Source organism: Phytohabitans houttuyneae (assembly GCF_011764425.1).
GTDB lineage: Bacteria > Actinomycetota > Actinomycetes > Mycobacteriales > Micromonosporaceae > Phytohabitans > Phytohabitans houttuyneae.
Genome location: NZ_BLPF01000003.1, coordinates 1,123,327 through 1,143,623, shown reverse-complemented (window position 1 = coordinate 1,143,623; position 20,297 = coordinate 1,123,327). Strand labels below are relative to the sequence as shown.

At 75.2% G+C, this 20,297-nt stretch carries 17 protein-coding genes; 8 read left to right on the top strand and 9 right to left on the bottom strand.

Annotation, left to right across the window (positions count from 1 at the left end; genetic code table 11):
* Positions 1 to 48 precede the first annotated feature (48 nt).
* The 4 genes from Phou_RS40090 to Phou_RS40075 all read left to right on the top strand — a co-directional run bounded on the left by Phou_RS40090 (position 49) and on the right by Phou_RS40075 (position 5,817).
* Positions 49 to 633: a TetR/AcrR family transcriptional regulator gene (locus tag Phou_RS40090; protein ID WP_173067610.1), complete on the top strand. Its 585-nt coding sequence runs from the start codon at positions 49 to 51 to the stop codon at positions 631 to 633.
* 174 nt (positions 634 to 807) lie between these two features.
* On the top strand, positions 808 to 3,729 hold the full coding sequence (locus Phou_RS40085; RefSeq protein WP_173067608.1) for an NACHT domain-containing protein: 2,922 nt from the start codon (positions 808 to 810) through the stop codon (positions 3,727 to 3,729).
* 406 nt (positions 3,730 to 4,135) lie between these two features.
* Positions 4,136 to 4,873 carry an SDR family oxidoreductase gene (locus Phou_RS40080; RefSeq protein ID WP_173067605.1) on the top strand — a complete coding sequence of 246 codons (738 nt, stop codon included), beginning with the start codon at positions 4,136 to 4,138 and terminating at the stop codon, positions 4,871 to 4,873.
* 23 nt (positions 4,874 to 4,896) lie between these two features.
* On the top strand, positions 4,897 to 5,817 hold the full coding sequence (locus tag Phou_RS40075) for a LysR family transcriptional regulator (RefSeq protein ID WP_173067603.1): 921 nt from the start codon (positions 4,897 to 4,899) through the stop codon (positions 5,815 to 5,817).
* A 5-nt stretch (positions 5,818 to 5,822) separates the two neighbouring features.
* On the opposite strand, the gene Phou_RS40070 is transcribed toward Phou_RS40075, so the two are convergent.
* Positions 5,823 to 6,461, bottom strand: a complete 639-nt coding sequence (locus Phou_RS40070) for a LysE family translocator (protein WP_173067601.1) — start codon at positions 6,459 to 6,461, stop codon at positions 5,823 to 5,825.
* Positions 6,462 to 6,501: 40 nt separating this feature from the next.
* Between Phou_RS40070 and Phou_RS40065 the strand changes: the two genes are divergently transcribed.
* Positions 6,502 to 6,828, top strand: coding sequence for an antibiotic biosynthesis monooxygenase family protein (locus tag Phou_RS40065; RefSeq protein WP_173067597.1), 327 nt, complete (start codon positions 6,502 to 6,504; stop codon positions 6,826 to 6,828).
* On the opposite strand, the gene Phou_RS55155 is transcribed toward Phou_RS40065, so the two are convergent.
* On the bottom strand, positions 6,815 to 8,284 hold the full coding sequence (locus Phou_RS55155) for an ElyC/SanA/YdcF family protein (RefSeq protein ID WP_308784817.1): 1,470 nt from the start codon (positions 8,282 to 8,284) through the stop codon (positions 6,815 to 6,817). The two genes, Phou_RS40065 and Phou_RS55155, sit on opposite strands and share 14 nt — an antisense overlap.
* A 203-nt stretch (positions 8,285 to 8,487) precedes the next feature.
* Here Phou_RS55155 and Phou_RS40055 point away from each other — a divergent pair, with 203 nt between their 5' ends.
* Complete coding sequence (locus Phou_RS40055; protein ID WP_308784815.1) at positions 8,488 to 9,348, top strand: epoxide hydrolase family protein; 861 nt, start codon at positions 8,488 to 8,490, stop codon at positions 9,346 to 9,348.
* On the top strand, positions 9,300 to 9,623 hold the full coding sequence (locus Phou_RS55150) for an alpha/beta fold hydrolase (protein ID WP_308784814.1): 324 nt from the start codon (positions 9,300 to 9,302) through the stop codon (positions 9,621 to 9,623). Before Phou_RS40055 ends, Phou_RS55150 begins: the two co-directional genes overlap by 49 nt.
* Positions 9,624 to 10,532: 909 nt before the next feature.
* Here the strand turns inward: Phou_RS55150 and Phou_RS40050 are convergent.
* Genes Phou_RS40050 through Phou_RS40030 form a run of 5 tightly spaced genes read right to left on the bottom strand, consistent with a single transcriptional unit; the run spans position 10,533 to position 17,896 of the window.
* Positions 10,533 to 11,735, bottom strand: a complete 1,203-nt coding sequence (locus Phou_RS40050; RefSeq protein ID WP_173067595.1) for a glycosyltransferase — start codon at positions 11,733 to 11,735, stop codon at positions 10,533 to 10,535.
* Positions 11,732 to 13,315, bottom strand: a complete 1,584-nt coding sequence (locus tag Phou_RS40045) for an AMP-dependent synthetase/ligase (protein WP_173067592.1) — start codon at positions 13,313 to 13,315, stop codon at positions 11,732 to 11,734. Before Phou_RS40045 ends, Phou_RS40050 begins: the two co-directional genes overlap by 4 nt.
* Positions 13,312 to 13,560, bottom strand: coding sequence for a hypothetical protein (locus Phou_RS40040; RefSeq protein WP_173067588.1), 249 nt, complete (start codon positions 13,558 to 13,560; stop codon positions 13,312 to 13,314). The genes Phou_RS40045 and Phou_RS40040 overlap by 4 nt, the downstream gene beginning before the upstream one ends.
* On the bottom strand, positions 13,536 to 14,363 hold the full coding sequence (locus Phou_RS40035; RefSeq protein WP_173067584.1) for a nitroreductase family protein: 828 nt from the start codon (positions 14,361 to 14,363) through the stop codon (positions 13,536 to 13,538). The genes Phou_RS40040 and Phou_RS40035 overlap by 25 nt, the downstream gene beginning before the upstream one ends.
* Positions 14,360 to 17,896 carry a non-ribosomal peptide synthetase gene (locus Phou_RS40030; RefSeq protein WP_173067581.1) on the bottom strand — a complete coding sequence of 1,179 codons (3,537 nt, stop codon included), beginning with the start codon at positions 17,894 to 17,896 and terminating at the stop codon, positions 14,360 to 14,362. Before Phou_RS40030 ends, Phou_RS40035 begins: the two co-directional genes overlap by 4 nt.
* A 114-nt stretch (positions 17,897 to 18,010) precedes the next feature.
* Here Phou_RS40030 and Phou_RS40025 point away from each other — a divergent pair, with 114 nt between their 5' ends.
* A complete protein-coding gene (locus Phou_RS40025) occupies positions 18,011 to 18,460 on the top strand; it encodes a GNAT family N-acetyltransferase (protein ID WP_173067578.1) in 450 nt (149 codons plus the stop codon).
* A gap of 4 nt (positions 18,461 to 18,464) precedes the next feature.
* Here Phou_RS40025 and Phou_RS40020 read toward each other — a convergent pair whose 3' ends face one another.
* Together Phou_RS40020 and Phou_RS40015 are read right to left on the bottom strand one after the other, a co-directional pair.
* The gene (locus Phou_RS40020) at positions 18,465 to 18,962 is read right to left on the bottom strand and encodes a GyrI-like domain-containing protein (RefSeq protein ID WP_173067575.1); all 498 of its coding nucleotides are present in this window, start codon (positions 18,960 to 18,962) and stop codon (positions 18,465 to 18,467) included.
* 9 nt (positions 18,963 to 18,971) lie between these two features.
* A complete protein-coding gene (locus Phou_RS40015; RefSeq protein WP_246274272.1) occupies positions 18,972 to 20,234 on the bottom strand; it encodes a hypothetical protein in 1,263 nt (420 codons plus the stop codon).
* Between the last annotated feature and the right edge of the window lie 63 nt (positions 20,235 to 20,297).

The following is a 20,297-nucleotide window of genomic DNA, read 5'->3' as shown; positions in this document are numbered from 1 at the left end:
CCCGGCCCGGCGGCCGGGACCGGCGGCGGTGGCCGGTAGCGTGAGGGGGTGCCGGCTCGGGGGGATCATGACGCGCGGCGGCTCGACGTGTCCCGGGCCGTGTGGCAGGTGCTCGCGGACAAGGGGTTCGGCGGGCTGACCCTGCGCGCCGTGGCGGCCGAGCTCGGCTCGACGACCGGGCTGCTCACCCACTACTTCCCCAGCAAGCGGGAGCTGCTGCGGCACGCGCTCGACGTGGCGCAGGAGCAGGGCGAGCGGCTGGCCCGGCCGGACGCGGGCGCCGAAGGGCTCGCCGGGCTGCGGGCGGCGCTGCTGTTCGTCCTGCCGCTCACCCCCGAGGCCACGGTCATGAACAGGGTGTGGGTCAGCTTCTGGGACGCCGCGCTGGGCGACCCGGAGCTGACCGCGTACGAGGCGCGGCGGTACGAGCGGTGGCGCGGCCTGCTCCGCCCGCACGTCGAGGCGGCACTGCGCCGCGGCGAGCTGGCCGCCGGGTCCGACGTGGACGACGTGGTGGCGGGCGCGGCCGCGTTCGGCCACGGGGTGGTCACGCAGGCGCTCTTCGACCCGGACCGCTTCCCGCCCGAGCGGCAGGTCGCCCTCGTGGATCAGTACATCGCGGCGCTCCGCTAGGGGCTGTGTCAAAGAGTTTGTCGGTGCGAGCCGAAGTCCAGGCGGTGTCAGGTGGTGGCGGGCGCAAGGTCGCATACCGGTGTTGTATGCGGCCTTACGCCCGACGCCGCATGGCGGCGTCTGGGCCCGGCGCAGCCCGGCAAGGAATTTGACACAGCCCCTAGCGTCGGGCGCATGCCCCAGGTTCTCAGCTACGCGGACGCGGTACGCCTGCTCGGCGGGCGCGACAGCCGGGTCGTCGCCGCGATCGAGGCGCTGACCAGTGGCGCGATGCTCGGCGCGGCCGTGCCGTTTCCGGTGGTGCTGGGGTGGTTCGACGCCAAGTCCGAGTTCGTGCGGCTCGGCCACCAGCTCGTGCGCGGGCTGTCCGACCGGCGCAGCGGCCTGTCCCGGTACGGCCGGACCCAGCGCCTGGAGGCCGCGCACGCGGTGATCGTCGTGACCGCGTACTTCGAGGCGCTCGCCGAGGCGGAGCTGCCGATCGGGTTCGCGGACCTGGAGCTGACCAAGCAGGAGCAGCTGGCCCTGGCGGGCGGCGCCGACCCGACGGTCGCGCTCCCGCAGGCGATCTTCTCGGTGGGCCTGCTGCTGCCCCGCCCGCAGTACCCCCGCGAGCGCGTGCTGGAGACCCTGCGCGACTACTACGCCGAGATCTCCGACGGCCTCGCCCGGTTCGTCAGCGGGCTCGCGGTGTGGGAGCGGCTGCCGCAGACCGACCGCGACCGGTTCCGCCGCACCCTCGACGCGCTCCCGCCCGCGGCCGAGGCCCGCTACGACGAGCTGTTCCGCCAGCTCGGTGCCGACTTTCCCGAGGTCGCGTTCTGGTCCAGCCTGCGCGAGCACTCGGCCACCCGCGCGGAGCTGCGCGGCCTCGGCGTCGCGCTCACCGGCCTCGGCCAGGTGCTCGACGGCATCTCCACCGGGCGGGTGCCGGACGAGCGGCGGGCCGCCCTCGCCCGCGCCCACGAGGCCGCGCTGGACCGGCCGATCGTGGAGGCCGGCGACGTGCCGCCGGGACTGCGGGTGCCGGCGCTCGGCGAGGCGTACGTGACGCCGCTCTACCGGGTCGCCAACGCCGGCGGGCGCACCAGCGACGAGGCGTTCTGGTCCGATGTGGAGGTCCGCGACGACCTGCAGGAGTTTCTGGCCGGGTTCCTCACCTCGCCGCGCGCGGTCGAGGCGCCACTGCTCGTGCTCGGCCAGCCCGGCTCCGGCAAGTCGGTGCTCACCAAGGTGCTCGCCGCCCGCCTGCCGGCCGCCGACTTCCTGCCCGTGCGGGTCGCCCTCCGGGACGTGCCGGTCACCGCCGACCTGCAGGACCAGATCGAGTACGCGATCCGCGCCGAGACCGGCGAGCGCCTCGAATGGCCGGCACTGGCCAGGTCGGCCGGGGACGCGCTGCCGGTGGTGATGCTCGACGGCTTCGACGAGCTGCTGCAGGCCACGGGCGTGAGCCAGTCCGACTACCTGAGCCGGGTCGCCGCGTTCCAGCGCCGCGAGGCCGAGCAGGGCCGGCCGGTCGTGGTGATCGTGACCAGCCGCACCAGCGTCGCCGACCGCGCGCGGGCGCCGGAGGGGACGGTGGCGGTACGGCTGGAGCCCTTCGACGAGCCGCGCATCGCCATCTGGGTCGACGTGTGGAACAGGGCCAACGCCACCCACCTCGCCGCCCGCGGCCTGGCACCGCTCACGCTCGCCTCGGTGATGCCGCACCGGCAGCTGGCCGGGCAGCCGCTGCTGCTGCTCATGCTCGCGCTGTACGACGCGGACGGCAACGCGCTGCGCCGCCTCCCGCTCGCGGCGGACGGCGGCCTGGGGCAGGACGAGCTGTACGAGCGGCTGCTGCACAGCTTCGCCCGCCGCGAGGTCACCAAGCACCGGCCCGGACTGTCCGAACGGGACACCGAACGCGCCGTCGAGGAGGAGCTGCGCCGGCTCTCGCTTGTCGCGTTCGCCATGTTCAACCGCAACACCCAGTGGGTCACGGAGGCCGACCTCGCCGCGGACCTCGCGGCCGTCATGGCCGAGCCGCCGCCCGCCGCGACCGACCTGCGCGCGCCGCTGGGGCGGGCCGAGATCGTGCTGGGGCGGTTCTTCTTCGTGCACCGGGCCCGCGCCGTGCGCGACGGCACGCAGCTGGGCACGTACGAGTTCCTGCACGCCACGTTCGGCGAGTTCCTGGTCGCCCGGATGACCTTCCAGGCGCTGCGCGACCTCGCCGCGCGGGACGCCGCCGCCACGCTCTCGTTCGGCGCCGCACCGGTGGACGACGACCTGCTGCACGCGCTGCTGTCATTCTCGGTGCTGAGCGTCCGCACCCCCATCGTCGCCTTCCTGCGCGGCATGCTGTCCGGTGTGGACGGTGCCGAGCGCGCGGCCCTCGGCGACCTGCTGGTCCGCCTCTTCCGGCTCGTGCACCAGGCACGCGCCACCCGCCGCCTGTCCGCGTACCAGCCGCGCGTCCTGCCGGTGCCCACCCGCTACGCCGCGTACAGCGCCAACCTGCTGCTGCTCGCCGTCCACGCGGCCGGCCCGCTGCGGGCGAGCACGCTCTTCGACGAGGACGCGGTCACCGGCTGGAAGCGGCAGGCGATGCTGTGGCGCGCCCAGCTCGCCTGGGACGAGTGGCAGAGCCTCGTGGAGCTGCTCACGCTCGAACGCGTCTGGGCCGGCGCCACCCGCGACATCGTGCTCGGCCTCGACGACGGCACGTTCGAGACCCCGCCCGTCGACCTCTACTGGACGTACGAGATCCCACCCGGCGACCCCCGCCGCGGCGGCTTCACGGCCGCCGTCTCCCGCGACACCGAGTACCTGCGCCGCCGCACGAACTTCCTCTGCCGCACCAGCGACGATGCCGCGATCCACAACCTCGAGCCGCTGGAGGCCGCCCTCCCCGACGCCAGCCGCACGATGGTGGACGCGCCCGACCACGCCTTGCGCTCCATCGCGCACGCCCTGCTGGAGGTGTGGCTGCTGCGCGCCCGCGAGACCACGCCGGAGGAGCGCGACCGGGTCCTGCGCCGCTTCACCGACCTGGTCCGCCGCACCCCCTGGGACGAGTACCTGGACCTTGTCGACGAGAGCGACGCCTGATCCGGCTTTCAAAGACCCAAACAGATGCGAGCTACCGCGATGTCCGCGGTGGTCCGGACCGTTGCTCCCGCGGCCTCACCCTCCGCGGTTGCGCACCCCACCGGTCCGCGCCTTGGCGCCGACTCCCGGGGGTGCCGCACGGGGCATACCAAGCTGGGCGCAGCGATGCGCCCACCGCCCGTGGTGCGCCGCGGCGCGGGTTGGGGCCGCTCCCACAGGAACGACGCCTGCCCCAGCCACTCCACCCGGCGAGCGCCGAGCCGCAGCCGCGCAGCGGGCGCACCCCCGGGTCGCGGGGTAGAGCGGTCGGGCGGATCGTGGCGGAAGAGCCAGCATCAGTTGTGTTGATGATGACCATCGTCAGGATTCGTTGGCGTTGATGCTGCTCCGGGTGCAGCCTGGACGCATGGATATCACCACACAGCGGGTAGCGATCGTGACCGGCGGCTCGCGCGGGATCGGCCGGCATGCCGCCGAGCGGCTCGCCGCCGACGGTCTGGCAGTGGTCGTCGGCTACGGCGGCGGCAAGGTCGAGGCGCAGGAGGCGGTCGCGGCCATCACCGCCGCGGGCGGCAAAGCGATCGCGGTACAGGCGGACGTGGCCGACGAGTCCGCGGTGGCGGCGCTGTTCGACGCGGCGGAACGGGAGTTCGGCGGCGTGGACGTGGTCGTGCACGCGGCCGGCCAGATGGTCCTCTCCACCGTCGTCGACCTCGACCTCGCCGACCTGGACCGCATGCACCGCACCAACATCCGCGGCACCTTCGTCGTGGACCAGCAGGCCGCCCGCCGCGTGCGGGCCGGCGGAGCCATCGTCAACTTCTCCAGCACGATGACCCGGCTGCAGGTGCCGACCTACGCCGGGTACGCGGCGTCGAAGGGCGCGGTCGAGGCGGTCACGCTCATCCTCGCCCGCGAGCTGCGCGGCCGCGACATCACCGTGAACGCGGTCGCCCCCGGCCCCACCGCCACCGCCCTCTACTTCGACGGCAAGGACGAGGCCACGATCGCCCGCGCGGCCGCCCAGCCGCCCCTGGAGCGCCTGGGCACGCCGGCGGACATCGCCGAGGTGGTCTCGTTCCTGGCCGGGCCGGCCCGCTGGGTCAACGGCCAGGTCATCTACACCAACGGCGGTATCGCCTGATGCCGTGTGTGATCCTGGGCGGCGTGGAGCTGAGGCATCTGGAGTACTTCGTCGCGGTCGCGGACGAGCGCAGCTTCACCCGCGCCGCCGCGCGCCTGCACGTGGTCCAGTCCGCCGTGTCCGCCGCGGTCTCCGCCCTGGAACGCGAGCTCGGCACCACCCTCTTCGCGCGCAGCGCCCAGCGGGTCGCCCTCACCGGGCCGGGCGAGGCCCTGCTCCCCAAGGCCCGCGCCGCGCTCGACGCCGCGCAGGCCGCCCGCGACGCGGTGCTCGAGGCCGGCACGCAGCTGCGCGGCACGGTGACGGTGGGCTGCCTGACCGGCGTGGGAGGCATCGACTTCGCCGGCCTGCTCGGCGCCTACCACGCCGCCAACCCGGGGGTACGCCTGCTGCTGCGCGCCGCCACCTGGGACGGCTCGGCCGGGCTGGCCCGCTCGCTGGGCGCCGGCGAGATCGACGTGGCGTTCCTCGGCGTGGGCGGCCGGCCCTTCCCACACCTGCGCACGCGCGAGCTGCTGCGCATCCCCCAGGTGCTCGTCGTGCCCGCCGCGCACGAGCTGGCCGGCCGCGGCGAGGTCACGCTCGCCGAGGTGGCCGGCGAGCCGTTCATCGACTACCCGCTCGGGTACGCCAACCGCACCGCAAACGACCGCGCCTTCGGCGCCGCCGGCCTGGAACGGATGATCGCGATGGAGGTCACCGACGTCACGGTGGCGGCCGACTTCGCCGCGCACGGCCTGGGCGTGACGATCCTGCCGGTGCGCGCGGTGCCGGACAGCCCGCGCTGCGTACCGCTGCGGGTCACCGACCAGTCGCTGGAGTGGTCTTTACACGTCGCGACCGCCAAGCACCGCCACGTGAGCGCCGCGACGGCCGCCCTGATCGACATGGTCGACCCCTACGTCGACGCGGGTCCCGCCCGGACACCTTCGCGGGCGGGCTGAGGCGCCTAGGCTTTGCGGCCCTCCACCGCGAGCCCCACGCCGAGGCCGACCATCGTGAGGCCGGCCGCGCCACCGATCATGTCGAGGCGGCGGGCGGAGCGGGCGAACCACGCGCGCGCGGTGCCCGCGACAAGGCCCCACACCGTGTCCGAAGCGAGCGCGATCAGCGCGAACACCCCACCCAGCACCACCATCTGCAGGCTGGCGTGCCCCGCGGCCGGGTCGACGAACTGCGGCAGGATCGCCGCGAAGAAGACCACCGTCTTCGGGTTGGTCACGCCCACCACGTACCCCTGCAGGAAGGTGCGGCGCCCGGCGATCGGCTCGACCCTGGCCGCGAAGGCCTCGCGCAGCGCCTTGCGGTGCCGGATGGCCTGCACACCCAGGTACACCAGGTAGGCGGCGCCGGCCAGCTTGATCGCCGTGTAGACGAGCGCGGACGTCTGCACGATCGCGCCGACACCGACCGCGACCAGCACGGCCGCGGTGAAGCTGCCGACCGCGCCACCGGCGACGCTGGTGAACGCGGCCCGGCGCCCGTACGCCAGCGCGCGGCTGATGGCGAAGAGCACGGCCGGGCCGGGCACGATGATCAGCAGGAACGCGGCGAGCGAGAAGGCGAGCAGGTGGTCAGGCGACGGCATGTGCCCGACGCTACCGGAACGCCGGGCTAGGGTGGGCGCCATGATCGCGCGCATGTGGCAGGGGGCCGTGCGGCTCGGGGACGCGGACGTGTACGCCGACTACATCCGGGAGACCGGGTTCGCCGCCTACGGCCAGACCCCGGGCAACCGGGGTGCCTGGCTGCTCAGGCGGGACGAGGGCGACCGGACCACGTTCGTCACGCTGTCGTACTGGGACTCGTACGACGCGATCCGGGCGTTCGCCGGCGAGGACATCGAGGCGGCGGTGCTGTACCCGGAGGACGAGCGCTACCTGCTCGACGGCGCCTCGACGGTCACCCACTTCGAGATCGCCGACGAGATCCCGCCGCCGGTCAGGGCAGGCTGAGCGCGTCGTCCACACCGGTCTCGTGGCGGCCGAGGTGCACCGGGTCACGGCCGGAGACCACGTCGACGACCGCCTTCACGCAGGCGCCGAGCTCGCGGGTCGAGCCGACCCGCCACGTCTGCCGGTACCGCTTGACCGTCTCGTCACCCACGCCGGTCGCCTCCACGCCGAGGCGGCGGCAGAGCGTGACCGCGCGCGGCAGGTGGAACGACTGCGTGACCACGATCGCCTGCCGCACACCGAAGACGCGGCGGGCGCGGGCGCACGAGTCGTACGTGTCGAACCCCGCGTGGTCCAGCACCACCTTCCCGGACGGCACGCCGGCGGCGGTGAGGTAGCTGAACATGCCGCCGGGCTCGTTGTACTCCCAGCTCATGTGGTCGCCGGAGACGAGGATCGCCCGCACCTTGCCGGTCTCCAGCAGCCGGCGCGCCACGTCCAGCCGGGCGGCGAGAAACGGCGAGGGCGTGCCGTCCGCGTACACCTGGGCGCCCAGGACCAGAGCGACCGGCGCCGCCGGTACCTCCTCGGCGGTGAAGATGTGCCCGTCGGAGGCGCTCCGCACCCAGACGACGCTGCCCACGACGGTGGCCGTGAGTGCCAGCGTGGCGACGGCGGCGACCTTGACGGCGCGGCGCGTCCAGCGGCGGACCCCGGCCTTGGACGGGAGGCGAAATCGCATGGATCTCACCTTGCCAGCGCGGGTCAAACTGGCGGACGCCGCCCGGACGACGTAGGCAGGGACCATGCACACGATCACGCTGGACGAGGTCGAGGAGTGGGCCGGCGCCCCGCTCGTGGTGTTCGTCGGGGTCAGCACCGGCGGCTCGCTCGCGCACGCCGTCTTCGACCGGTGGGCCGCCGCGCTGGACCGGCCGTGGGAGCTGCGCGGGCTGGACCTGCCGGTCGGCACGCCCCCGCAGACGTACCGGCGGCTGCTGTCCGCCCTGCGCGGCAACGCGGCCGTGGAGGGCGCCGTCGTCACCGCGCACAAGCTCCGCCTGTACCGCGCCTGCGCCGCCGACATCAGCCCCGACGACGAGCTGGTCGAGATCACCCGGGAGGTGAACACGCTGTCCACCGGGGACGGAAAGGTCCGCGGGTACGCCCGCGACGCGCTCGCCCTCTCGCACGTGCTCCCGCCGGCGGCGGACGTGCTGTGCCTCGGCGCGGGCGGCGCGGGCACGGCGCTGCTGCTCACGCTGCAGGGGCGGCGGGCGGTGCGCGCCACGTTCGCGGACACGTCGCCGGAGGCGCTGGACGACCTGCGCGCGGTCGCCGAGCGGGCCGGCGTCGACGGGGCGCGCCTGGCGTACGTGCCCGTCAAGGGGCCCGACGACTGCGACGCGCTCGTGGCCGGGCCGCCCGCGCCGCAGCTCGTCGTCAACGCCACCGGGCTGGGCAAGGACGCGCCGGGCAGCCCGGTGACCGACGCGGCGCCGTTCGGGCCGTCCACATTGGCGTGGGACTTCAACTACCGCGGCGGGCGGGACTTCCTGCGCCAGGCCGCGGCGAAGGGCGCGCCCACGGTGGACGGCTGGGACTACTTCGTCGCGGGCTGGACCGGCTGCCTGACCGCGATCGCCGGCGTGCCGTTCACCGAGGGGTGCTCGCCGACTTCGCCGCGGCGGCGGCTCCCTACCGTCCACAGGAGAGCGCATGACCCCGTACCGCATCGATGTGCCGCAGGCCGACCTCGACGACCTGCGCGACCGGCTGCGCCGCACCCGGTGGCCGGAGCGGGAGACGGTGGACGACTGGTCGCAGGGCGTGCCGCTGGCCTACCTGCGGGACCTGTGCGACCACTGGGCGACCGGCTACGACTGGCGCCGCCTCGAGTCGCGGCTCAACGCGATCCCGCAGCTGCGCGTGGAGCTCGGCGGGCTCGGCATCCACGTGCTGCACGCCCGCTCGCCGCACCCGGACGCCCTGCCGCTCGTGCTCACCCACGGGTGGCCGGGGTCCATCGTGGAGTTCCTCAAGGTGATCGGGCCGCTGACCGACCCGCCCGACCCGGCGGACGCGTTCCACGTCGTCTGCCCGTCCCTGCCCGGGTACGGCTTCAGCGACAAGCCCACCGCGCCCGGCTGGGGCGTGGAGCGGATCGCGGCGGCGTGGGCCGAGCTGATGGCGAGGCTCGGCTACGCGCGGTACGGCGCGCAGGGCGGCGACTGGGGCACCAGCGTCACCACCAGCCTCGCCCAGCAGGACGCCGCGCACCTGGCCGGCATCCACCTCAACCCGCCGATCGCCGCGCCCGACCCGGCCACCTACGACGACCTGACCGACCGCGAACGGGAGAGCCTCGCCGCGCTGGAGCACGCCGCGCGCTGGGAGGACGGCTACTCGCTGGTGCAGGGAACGCGCCCGCAGACCGTCGGCTACGGCCTGGTCGACTCCCCGCCGCCCTGTGCGGCTGGATCGTGGAGAAGTTCCGCGCATGGAGCGACTGCGACGGCGACCCGGAGACCGTGTTCACCCGCGACGAGATGCTCGACAACATCACCCTCTACTGGCTGACCGCCACCGCCACCTCCTCCGCGCGGCTGTACTGGGAGAGCATCCGGCGCGTACAGGAGTGGTTCACCAAGTCCACATCGGACACGGTGGACGTACCGGTAGGCTGTTCGGTCTTCCCCAAGGACCTCCCCCGCCCGTCGCGGCGGTGGGCGGCCCGCCGGTACACCGACATCCGCTTCTGGAGCGAGCCCGAGCGGGGCGGCCACTTCGCCGCGTTCGAGGGCCCGGAGCGCTTCGTCGAAGACGTGCGGGCGTTCTTCAGGCTGGTCCGCTGAGCCGCCCGCTGACCGCTTGGGGCAGATCCATGTGAGCTACCGCGACGCCCGTACTGGTCCGGACCGTTGCTCCCGCGGCCTCACCGTCCGCGGCTGGCCCAGCTCACCCCGAGGAGCGCGCTCCCGCAGATCCGAGGTTCTGCTTCCAGGACTGGTAGCGGCGCGCCCGCGGTTGGGGCTTCGGTTGTGGAGGCTCCGGAGCTGGGCGCATCGCTGCGCCCAGCCCTCAACCGGGTCGGCGTCAACTCAACCAGGCTGACCCTCGACGCCCCCCACGACCGGCCGGACGCACGAGGTCCGCTCGCTGGCGGAGCTGCTTCAGCAGCCGGTCCGGTCGGGGTGGAATCCGCCCGCTCGACGGTGTGGCACTGCTCCATCCGTGCTCGTCCCACCGACCGCCACCTCTCAGACGACCGCGGGAGACACATCGCTGCGGAGGTGACGGCCGCCGTGGGGTCTGGCACCGCCCGGCGACGCGGTGGCGGTGCGGTGGGCGGCCGTGCGGCGAGCGCGCCACGACTCGGAACAAGCCGCAGCCGTCCTGGCCGCCGCTGCGGAAGCGTGGGAGGGCTCGGAGGCCGGGCCGCTCACCAACGCGGCCGAGACCGTCGACCGGGCGGGCCCACGACCGCGACAGACGCCGCTCCGCCTACCGGACCGCCGGCGGGAGACCTGCACTCGATTGCCCGACTCATTGCCTCGGCCGGGAGACCCGGATGGAGGGGAGAGCTGCGGAAGCAGGCCGTTTGGGGTGAGCCGGGCGACGGCGGAGGGTGAGGCCGCGGGAGCAACGGTCCGGACCACCACGGGCATCGCGGTAGCCCAAAAATCCTCGTCGGAGCCGGGCCCTTGGCCACGGACGGATGCGCAACGCGGGAGGGTGCCCACTGCGGCGGGTGAGGGGCGGGCTCAGTCTCCGGTCCGTGAGGCGTCGACGGCCGCGCGGAAGCTGGCGGCCATGTCGTGCTTCTCGATGGCGGTGGCCAGCTCGCCGGCGCGGACCCGGGCGGCGTCGTCGGTCAGGGCGTGCCGGACCGCCGCGCGGATCGTCGCCTCGGTGGCGCGGCCGCCGCGCAGCAGCCAGCCGGCGCCGGACCGCTCCACCAGGGACATGTTCAGGTACTGGTCGAGGTTGTCGCAGATGCCGAGCACCGGCACGCCCGCGGACAGAGCCTGGTAGGTGCTGGGGCTGCCGCCGTTGCCGATCGCCAGCCTGGCGCGTGGCAGCATCCGGGCGGCCGGCAGCAGCTCGGCCACCCTCGCGTTGGGCGGCACCGGGGTGGGCGCGGGATGCCCGGCCGTCGCGGCGACCACCGTGAGCGGCAGGCCGGACAGCGCGCGCAGAACGCGGGCCAGCATGGGAGAGCGTCCGGAGCTGCCGAGCGTCACGTAAACGATCGGGCGGTCGCCGGGCAGCTCGTCCCACCACTGTGGACACGGTAGGTCGGGCGACCAGGTCACCGGGCCGAGGAAGCGGTGCGTCGGCGGCGGGTGGGCGACCGGCACGAGCTCCGGCAGGTCGGCGTAGAGCGTGGTGTCCGCCCGGGTGTACGCGTCCCGCACGTCGGCCGGGCCGGGCGGGAGGCCGTGGTGGCGGCGCAGCTCGCGGTACGCCCGGCCGTGCCACCGGCGCGCCGCGGGCTGGCCGAGGTCGAAGAGCCGCTGCGCCAGGCGCACCCCGGCTAGCCGGGTGAGCGTGATGTCCGGCACCGGCGGGAGCACCCGCGCGTAGGGGCTCCAGTAGGCGTTGGTCACCGTCAGGTACGGCACGCCGGCCAGGCGGGCGCTCACGTCGAGCGAGAGGCGGAAGTCGCCGACCACCGCGTCGGGCCGGAACCGCTCGATGAGCGCGAGGTCGTCGGCGACGTACGCGCGCAGGTCCGCGCCGCGGTAGATGGGTGTGCCGCGGGCCAGCGCCGCCGCGAACCGGGCTCGCGGGATCGTGCGGATCGGCACGTACGCGCCCGGCGGCTCGCCGGTCAGCCGGTTGAAGCGCGGGTCCCACGCATGGCAGACCTGGTACGCGCCGGGCTCCAGCGCCCGCGACAGCGCGAGGCACCGGGTCACGTGGGCGAGCGTGACCGCCTCCGCGACGAAGAGGACGCGTTTCACGGGACGGCGAAGCCGGCGTCGCCGCGGCGCAGGGCGGCGATGAGGTCGGCGTGCTTGGCCTCGATCAGCGCGCGCTTGAGCTTGCCGGTGTGGGTCAGCTCCTCGGCGCGGCCCGGCTCCCACCGCTCGGCGAGCACCGCGAAGCGGCGCACGCGCTCGGCGGCCGGCAGCCGCTCGTTGGCGGCGGCAACCGTGGCGGCGACGTCGTCGGCCGTCCACCGGTCGGGCGGTGCGGCGACCACGAGGAGGGCGTGCAGGTCCGGCTGCCCCTCGCCGACCACGCAGGCCTGGTCGACCAGCAGGTTGGCGCGCAGGTGGCTCTCGACCCGGGTGGCGGGCACCGGGTGGCCGCCGGCGAGCGGGAAGACCTCCTCGCGCCGGCCGTGCACGCGCACGTACCCGCCGGCGTCGATCGCGCCGAGGTCGCCGGTGTGCACCCAGCCGTCGTCGTCCACATGGGACGGCGTGTCGACGTACCCGAGCATCTGGCTGCCGGACCGGACGAGCAGCTCGCCGTCGCCCGCGGTCCGGACCTCGACGCCGGGCAGCGCGCGCCCCGCCGTGCCGACCCGGATCCGGTCCGGGTGCCCGCACGTGGCCGCGGAGACGAGCTCGCTCTGCCCCCACCCCTCGACGAGCGGCACGCCCGCGTCCACGAAGTACTCCTGCACCGGCTCGGCGAGCGCCCCGCCGCCGCTGAACGCGAACTCGCACTCCTCCAGCCCGGCGAGCGCGCGGGCGGCGTACAGCTTCTCCCACACGCGCAGCACGCCGCCGAAGAACTGGGGCCGCACGTCGGGCAGGTACTCGGGGAGGCGGCCGGGCTCGGGGCACAGGTGGACGGTGCCGGCCCGGACGAGCGGGTACCAGGTGGTGACGAACCGCTCGGTGGCGTGCGCCCGCGGCAGGTACGACAGGAAGCGGGTGCCGGGCGCCACGGGCCGGAAGCGGGCGAACGACTCGGCGTGCCACAGCACGTTGGCGTGGGTGTGCTGGACGCCCTTGAGGGCACCGGTGGTGCCGCTTGTGTAGTTGACCGACACCACGTCGTCCGGCTGGGCGGCCCGCCAGGTGCGCTCGAACGCGCCGTCGCCGCGCTCCGCGGCCGCGCGGCCGGCGGTCATGACCCGCTCCCAGCCGCCGTCCTCCAGCACGACGAAGCGCAGCGCGCCTGCCGTCGTCGCGGCGGCCAGGCGGGCGCCGGCCGCGCCGTCCTCGACGATGACGAGCGCGATGCCGAGGGTACGCAGCACGGTGGACAGCTGCGCGTCGGTGAAGCTGTCGAACAGGCACACCGGCACCGCCCGCGCGTGCAGGAGGGCGAGGTCGGCGACGGCGAGCTCGGGGCGGTTGGACATGAGCAGGCCCACCCGGTCGCCGGGGCGCACGCCGGCCGCGACGAGCCCGAGGGTGGCTGCCTCGACCTCGGCCCGGTACTCCCGCCAGCCCAGCGTGCTCCACCGCGCGCCGTCGCGCCACCGGAGCGCGGGCAGGTCGGGGTGGTCCCGGGCGTTGTCGTGGAACGCGTCCAGCAGCGTCCGTCCCGCCACCGCCTCGGTGATCTCCGCCGCCTCGGTCACTGTGCCTCCTGGATCGTGGTGAGCCACTCCCACGGCTGCCGCCGCGCGCCGTACGCCCCGCGGGGTGCCGTGAACAGCCGGAAGACGAACACCGGCGTGGCCGTGGCGGGCACGTCGAACGCCGCGCGCAGCAGCCCGCCCATCCGGGCGACCTCGGCCCGCTCGCCGGAGGTGAAGCCCTCGCCGCCGAACGCCTCCAGGCGCAGCAGCTGCAGCGTGCTCACCGTCCACGGCTGCAGCGCCACGCCGGCCCGGGTGGCCTCCAGCCACAGCCGCTGGACGGCCCGGCCGGCGGCGACCATCGCGTCCGGGGTGGCCCCGGCGGTCGTGTACAGGCAGCAGATGTGCGAGCAGCCCCGGACGAGGTCGCGGGCGGTGTCGCCGAGCCGGGCGCGGGGCAGCGCGAGGCGGGTCCAGGGCAGGCGGCGCAGCACGCGCAGCAGCGTGCGGGTCGACGGGGCAGGCCGAGCGTGTCGATCTGCAGGCCCTCGCTCCGGTCCACCGCCTCCCGCTCGGTCCAGCAGATCTCCCGGATCATGTCGTCGAACATGACCCGGTGCCGCATCCGGATCGCGTCGGCGAGGCCGAGCGCCGCGACGTGCGCGTCCTTCGCGCCCCCGAACGCGTGGACGGCGACCGACGGATCGGCTGTGGCGGCGAGCCGACCCACCACGGCGTCGTCGAGCGGCAGGCCCTGGTGGAGGTCGCGGTTGGTGACCCGCTCGCCCAGCAGCGCGGCGAGGGGCTCGGGCTGCGGGTCGCGCCGGCCGGTGAACGTGATCGTGACGACGCCCTCGCCGACCGCGACCTCGTGGTCCAGCCCGCGCTCCCGCGCCGTGATGACCACGTTTTCGGTGAAGCAGCCGGCGGCGAACCGTGAGGCGTACCCGCCGACGTCGAGGAAGCTGCCGCGGGACGGGTCGATGTCGACGGCGATCCGGTCGCCGGCCACGGTGACCCGCCAGGGCTGGGCGTTGCCGCCGGAGGGTGCGAGCACGCCGGCGGAGCACAGGGCGGCGATCTCGTCGCGGGTCAGTCTGAACGTCACCGGCGGCTCCTCCTCAGGGTGGCCTCGACCGTGGCGCCGATGCCGGCGAGCGGTCCCGGCTCGAACATCTCGAAGTGTCCACAGGGGACGTGGTGGCTCTCGACCCGCCCGGCCACATAGGGTGCCCAGTCGCCGCCGGCCGCGGTGGCGAGCAGCAGCAGGTCGCCGTCGAAGACGGCCGGGGTGTGCGCCGCGGCGAGCCGGGTGTGTCCCGCGGCCGCGTCCAGCAGGTCCGCCCGGGTGGCGGGGTCCAGGCGGGACAGTCCGGGCGGGTGGTCGGGCGCGGGGTGGGGCGCGGCGTGCGGGTGCGCGTCCAGGATCGCGAGCAGGCCGACCTCCTCGCCGGCGGCGCGCAGGGTGACCGCGGCGGCGTGGGCCAGGTAGCCGCCGAACGACCAGCCGAGCAGGTGGTAGGGGCCGGTGGGCCGGATCGCGCGGATGCGGGCCACGAGGGTGGCGGCCAGCCCGTCGACGCCGCCGGCCGGCTCGGCGCCGGTCAGCTGCAGGCCGTACACCGGGCGGGCCGGGTCGAGGTGGTCGCGCAACGGCGCGTAGCACCAGGCCAGGCCGCCGGCGGGTGGCAGGCAGAAGAGGGGGTCGAGGTCGCCGGCGGCCCGGATCGGCAGTACGCCGGCGTGCCTGCCGCCGCCCTCGGCCAGGCCGGCGACGGTCGGTGTCTCGAAGACCCGGTGCGGGGGCATGGACAGGTGGCGGGCGAGTCGGGCGGCGAGCAGCGAGTCGCCGCCGAGGTCGAAGAAGTCGTCGTCGGGGCCGACCTTGGGCAGGTCGAGTACGCCGGCCACGACGTGGCAGAGCTCCTCCTCCAGCGCCGTGGCGGGCGCCCGGCCGGCGGCGGGCGGCTCTGGCCTGGGCAGGGCGCGGTGGTCGAGCTTGCCGTTCGGGGTGAGGGGCAGCCGGCGCACCGCGACGACCGCCGCCGGCACCAGGTGGCCGGGGAGCGTCCGGGCCGCGTGCCGCCGCAGCGCCGCGCCGTCGACGAGGTTGCCGGGGGCGGGCACGGCGTACGCCACGAGACGGCGGTCGCCGGTCCGGTCCTCGCGCACGATGACCGCGACCTGCGCCACCGCCGGGTGCGCGGCGAGCACGGCCTCGACCTCGCCCGGCTCGACCCGGTGCCCGCGCACCTTCGCCTGGCGGTCGGCGCGGCCGGCGAACTCCAGCTGGCCGTCGTCGCGCCACCGGGCCAGGTCGCCGGTGCGGTACATGCGGGAGCCGGGCGGGCCGAACGGGTCGGCGACGAACCGCTCCGCCGTGCGCCCGGGCCGGCCCAGGTATCCGTGGGCCAGCCCGGTGCCGGCCAGGTAGAGCTCGCCGGTGATGCCGGGCGGCAGCGGGTGCAGGGCGGCGTCCAGCACGTACGCGGCGGTGCCGGGGATGGGGCGCCCGATCGGCGGCGGGCCGTCGTGTGTGTCCGCTGTGGACAGTGGCGGGCTCGTGGTGGCGCAGACGGTGGCCTCGGTCGGGCCGTACGCGTTCACCATCCGCCGCCCGGGTGCCCAGCGGTCGACGAGGTCGGGCGGGCAACGCTCGCCGGCGACGACAAGCGTGGTGACGTCCGGCAGGCCGTCTGCGGGGAGGGTGGCCAGCACCGAGGGTGGGAGCGTGACGTGGGTGGCGCCGCCGCTGCCGAGCGGGGCCACCACCAGCGTCGCCCCCGCGACGAGTGTGGTCACCACCTCGGCGACGGCGGCGTCGAAGCTCGGCGAGGCGAACAGCAGCACCCGGCTGCCGGGCCCGATGCCGAACGCCTCGGCCTGCGCCGCCGCGAGGGCGGCCAGCCCGCGGTGCGGCACGACGACGCCGTTGGGCCGGCCGGTGCTGCCGGAGGTGAAGATGAGGTACGCCGGGTCGTCCGCCCGCGGTGGCGGAAGCGGTGCGGGCTCCGGGTCGGTGCGCGCCGCGCGGACCTCGGGCGGAGTAAGGACCAGCGCCGGCCGGGCGTCGGCGAGCAGGGCCGCGACGCGCGCGGGCGGGTAGCCGGGGTCGACCGGCAGGTACGCGGCGCCGGCCCGCATGATGCCGAGCATCCCGACCACGCTCTCCACGCCGCGCGGCGCCCGCAGCGCGACCACCGTGCCCGGGCCGGCGCCGGCAGTGGCGAGGCGGTGCGCGAGCCGGTCCGCCCAGGCGTCCAGGGCGGCGTAGTCGAGCCGGTCGCCGCCGCCGTCGACCGCCACCGCGTCCGGCGTGGCGGCCGCCCGCCGCGCGACCAGCACCGGAAACGGCACCGGCGGCACCGTAGCGGCGGCGCGGGCCGGCGGTCGCCACGTAGGTCCGCGCAGGTCGAGGTCGCCGACCCGGCGCTTCGGGTCGGCGGCGGCCGCGCGGAGCAGCCGCAGCAGGGCGCCCTGGTGTGCGGCGAGGTCGTCGGGGCCGTACGCGCGGGAGGTCAGGTCGAGCTGCACGCCCCGCCCGTCCGGCCGCCCGAACGCGAAGACCGCCAGGTCGCCGACCGGCCCGTTGGCGAGGTTGTGCCGCACCGCCGGGTGGCCGCCGAAGCGCAGCTCGTCCTCGAAGGACATCACGTTGACCGCCGGGCCGAGGAGGTCGCCGGCGTCGAGGTCGCGGCGCAGGTCCTCGTACCGGTAGTGCTGGTGCGCCACCGCCTCGCGCACCGCGGCGGATACCTTGTCGACAAGCTCCAGCACCGGCGTGCGCGGGTCGACCGGTAGCCGCAGCGGCACGATGTTGGCGGCCGGCCCGGGGGTGCGGCGGGCCAGCGGCGTGGTGCGGGCGGCGACGGGCAGGGCGAGCAGCACGTCGCGCTCGCCGGTCACCCGGTACAGGTACGCCGCCACGGCCGCGATCAGCAGCCGGGACCAGGAGATCCCGGTGCCCGCGGCGAGCTCGCCCAGGAAGGTGGTCACGGTCCGCGGACCCTCAGCCCGCGGGGTGCCGCGCCCGAGCGGGACCGGCGGCTCCGCGCGGCCCGCCAGCCGATCCATCCAGTACGCACGGTCGCGGTCCCGCTCCGCGGACAGCTGGTACGCCGACTGCTCGGCGAGCAGGTCGGTGAGGCGTCCGAACCGCGACGGCGGTGGCGCCAGGCCCATGGCCAGCGCGGTGTAGACCTCGGCCAGGCGGGCCGTGGTCAGCACCACCCCGTAGTAGTCGGTGGCGGCGTGGTGGAAGCGCTGGTACCAGACGAAGCGGTCCGCGGCGACCCGGAGCAGCGCGAACGTCGCCGGCTCGGGCGAGGGACGCGAGAGGTCCGCGCGCATCCATGCCATGGCCTCGCCCTCGCCGGGCAGGTCGGCGAAGGGCAGCTCGCGCTCGGTGTACCCGATGATGGTCTGCTCGGGCCCGTCCTCCGCGAACCGCAACCGCCACGCGTCGGTCTCGGCCAGCACCATCCGCCAGGCCCGCTCCATCAGCGTCCGGTCGACGGGTCCGCGGATCTCCAGGCACTCCGCGAGGGTGGCGGCCCGTCCGGTCGGGTCGAGCCGGTCGGCGAGCCAGAGCCCCTCCTGCGCGGCGGACAGCGACAGCCGCGTGCCGTGGCGCTCCCCCATCGTCCCCCGCACCCCTCCGCGACGGCACCGGCCGCCGCCGGGTGGCCACGCTACCTCGCGCGCGCAACCCCGTCCGGTCGGGTTTTGTCGGCTGCTGGTGGCACAGTGGCCGGCATGGCTGACGTACGGCTCAGGGACGTGGAGCACGCCGACCTGGAGGTGTTCCTGGCACAGGAGCACGACCCGGAGGCGGCCGCCCGCTCGAAGTTTCCGCCCCGCCCGCGCGAGCGGTTCATGGCGCACTGGGAGACGAAGGTGCTCGGCGACCCCACCGTTCACGTGCGGGCGGTGACCGTCGACGGCGCGCTCGCCGGCAGCGTCGTGGCGTGGTGGGACGGCGAGCGCCGGTTCGTCGGCTACTGGCTCGGCCGGCAGTGGTGGGGCCGGGGCGTCGGCACCCGGGCGCTGCGCCTCTTCCTGGAGCGGGAGGCGGCGCGGCCGCTCTACGCCGACCCGGTCGCCACCAACACCGGCTCGGTGCGGCTGCTGGAAAAGTGCGGCTTCGTGGCGGAGGAGACCGTGCGCCACGGCGACAACGAGCACGTGGTGCTGGTGCTGCGCTGAGCCGTCAGTCGGCGAGGCGCATGCTCAGCTCGGTCTCCCATTTCGTCTTGCGCGGCTCGGTGCGGGGGTCGGTGAGGTACGCCTCGTACCGGCAGCCGAACGCGTCACCCTCCGCGGTGTCCCGGCGGTCGAGCCGCACCCGGTTGTCGCGGACCCACTGCAGCAGCGTCTTGTTGGCCCGCAGCGAGTGGTTGCGGTACGTCAGCGTCGCGTACCGCCCGGCGGGCAGGCTGCCGCGGCGCACCCGGTCGCCGTCGCCGGCGAGGGGCTTCGCGGTGACCGCGCCGACCTCGATGTCCATCGGGCCGTCCATGTCGATGACGTGCAGCCGGAAGAAGAGCGGGCCGGCGTCGTCCACGCCGCGGCCGTCCAGCCAGGCGACGAGGTCGTTCATGAGGGTGTCGCGGACCCGCAGCATGCCCCGAAACGGGGTGACCACGCGGATGCCGACGTAGTCGACGGCGGGCCGCTCCTCGACCCGCGGTGGCTTGATGAGGTCCACTGTGTCTCCTCAGTCCTTCCGCCGGATGTCGTAGTGCAGGACCAGGAAAGGCAGGCCGAAGACCCAGAAGGCGTGCTCCGCGCGGAGCGCGCCGTCCCGCACGAAGACGTCCAGGCGCTCGGCGAAGCCGTGCACGGCGAGGGTGGTCAGCGCGCCCGACTCGGGATCGATGTGGGTGAGGTAGTGGCCGGGCTGGTCGAGGTCGCTGCGGCTGGTCAACACCAGACCCCCGTCGGGGCGCGGCTCCGGGACCAGTGTGGCGGTGAAGCTGGCCTGCGGCAAGGGGAACCCGACGCTCACGTAGCCGCGGTCCCCGTGCCGGTAGGTGGTGTATATGCCGACGTAGATGGGCTCGTCGGTGTCGGCGAAGGAGCGGATCCACCCGCGGATCCCGACCACGCCGTCGCCTTCCGGGCTGATCGTGTCGATGCGGCTGCGGATGCCGCGCTGGGTCTCGCGCTGGTTCATCGGCACGTTCGCCTGGCCGAGCGGGCGGGCCAGAAGGCTCCGGTAGAGCAGGTAGCCGGGGCGCACCCACAGCCGCCACCGCGGCACGATGTCGAGCGCGAAGCGGGTCGTGTGCTCGTAGAACTCGCGTACCCGCGGGTCGACGCCGGCCGGGTCGAAGCCCGGTCCGGCCAGCTCGTCGAACGAGGCGACGATGCCGACGTCCGGGGCGTCCGCGCGGAAGTGGCCGCCGATGGCCGCGGCGAGGTCCCGGACGTATCCGGTCCCGACGTAGCGGGTGCGGGCGGCGAGCGGCACCACGAACGGCAGGTCGGCGGCGGGCACCCGCTCGGCCAGCAGGGTGACCTGCGGGTCGCGGAAAATCAGGGCCGAGAGCGTCCGGTACGCCAGGACGGTCACCGCCGCCACGACCGCGGCCGGTGCCTCCCAGCCGAGCGACAGCGCGAGCCCGGCGGCGAGACCCACGACGGGGCCGAAGAGCACCTTGTGCGGCCGCACCCCGAGGAGCCCGACGACCACGCCGGTGCCGATGCCGACCAGCAGCGGCCCGGCGCCCAGCCGTCCGGCGAGCCAGCCGAGCGGCGCGGCGAGCGCCACGCTTGTCGCGATCCGGGCCCACAGGGCGGGGATCTGGCCGGGACGCTGCCGCGCGCGGGCCACGGCCTCGCACGCGGCGAGCCCCGCCGCACCGGCGAGCGCGCCGGCGACGGCGGCGGCGGTGCCCCAGTGCCCGGCCATCGCCGCGCCGGCCAGCCCGCCGAACACCGCGGCGAACCCCACCGCACCCCGCTTCGTCTGTGCCACGGGCGGCAATCTACCCGGCGGTTTGCCGGAAAGTACGCTTGGCACCCGGCCGAGCTGGGAAGA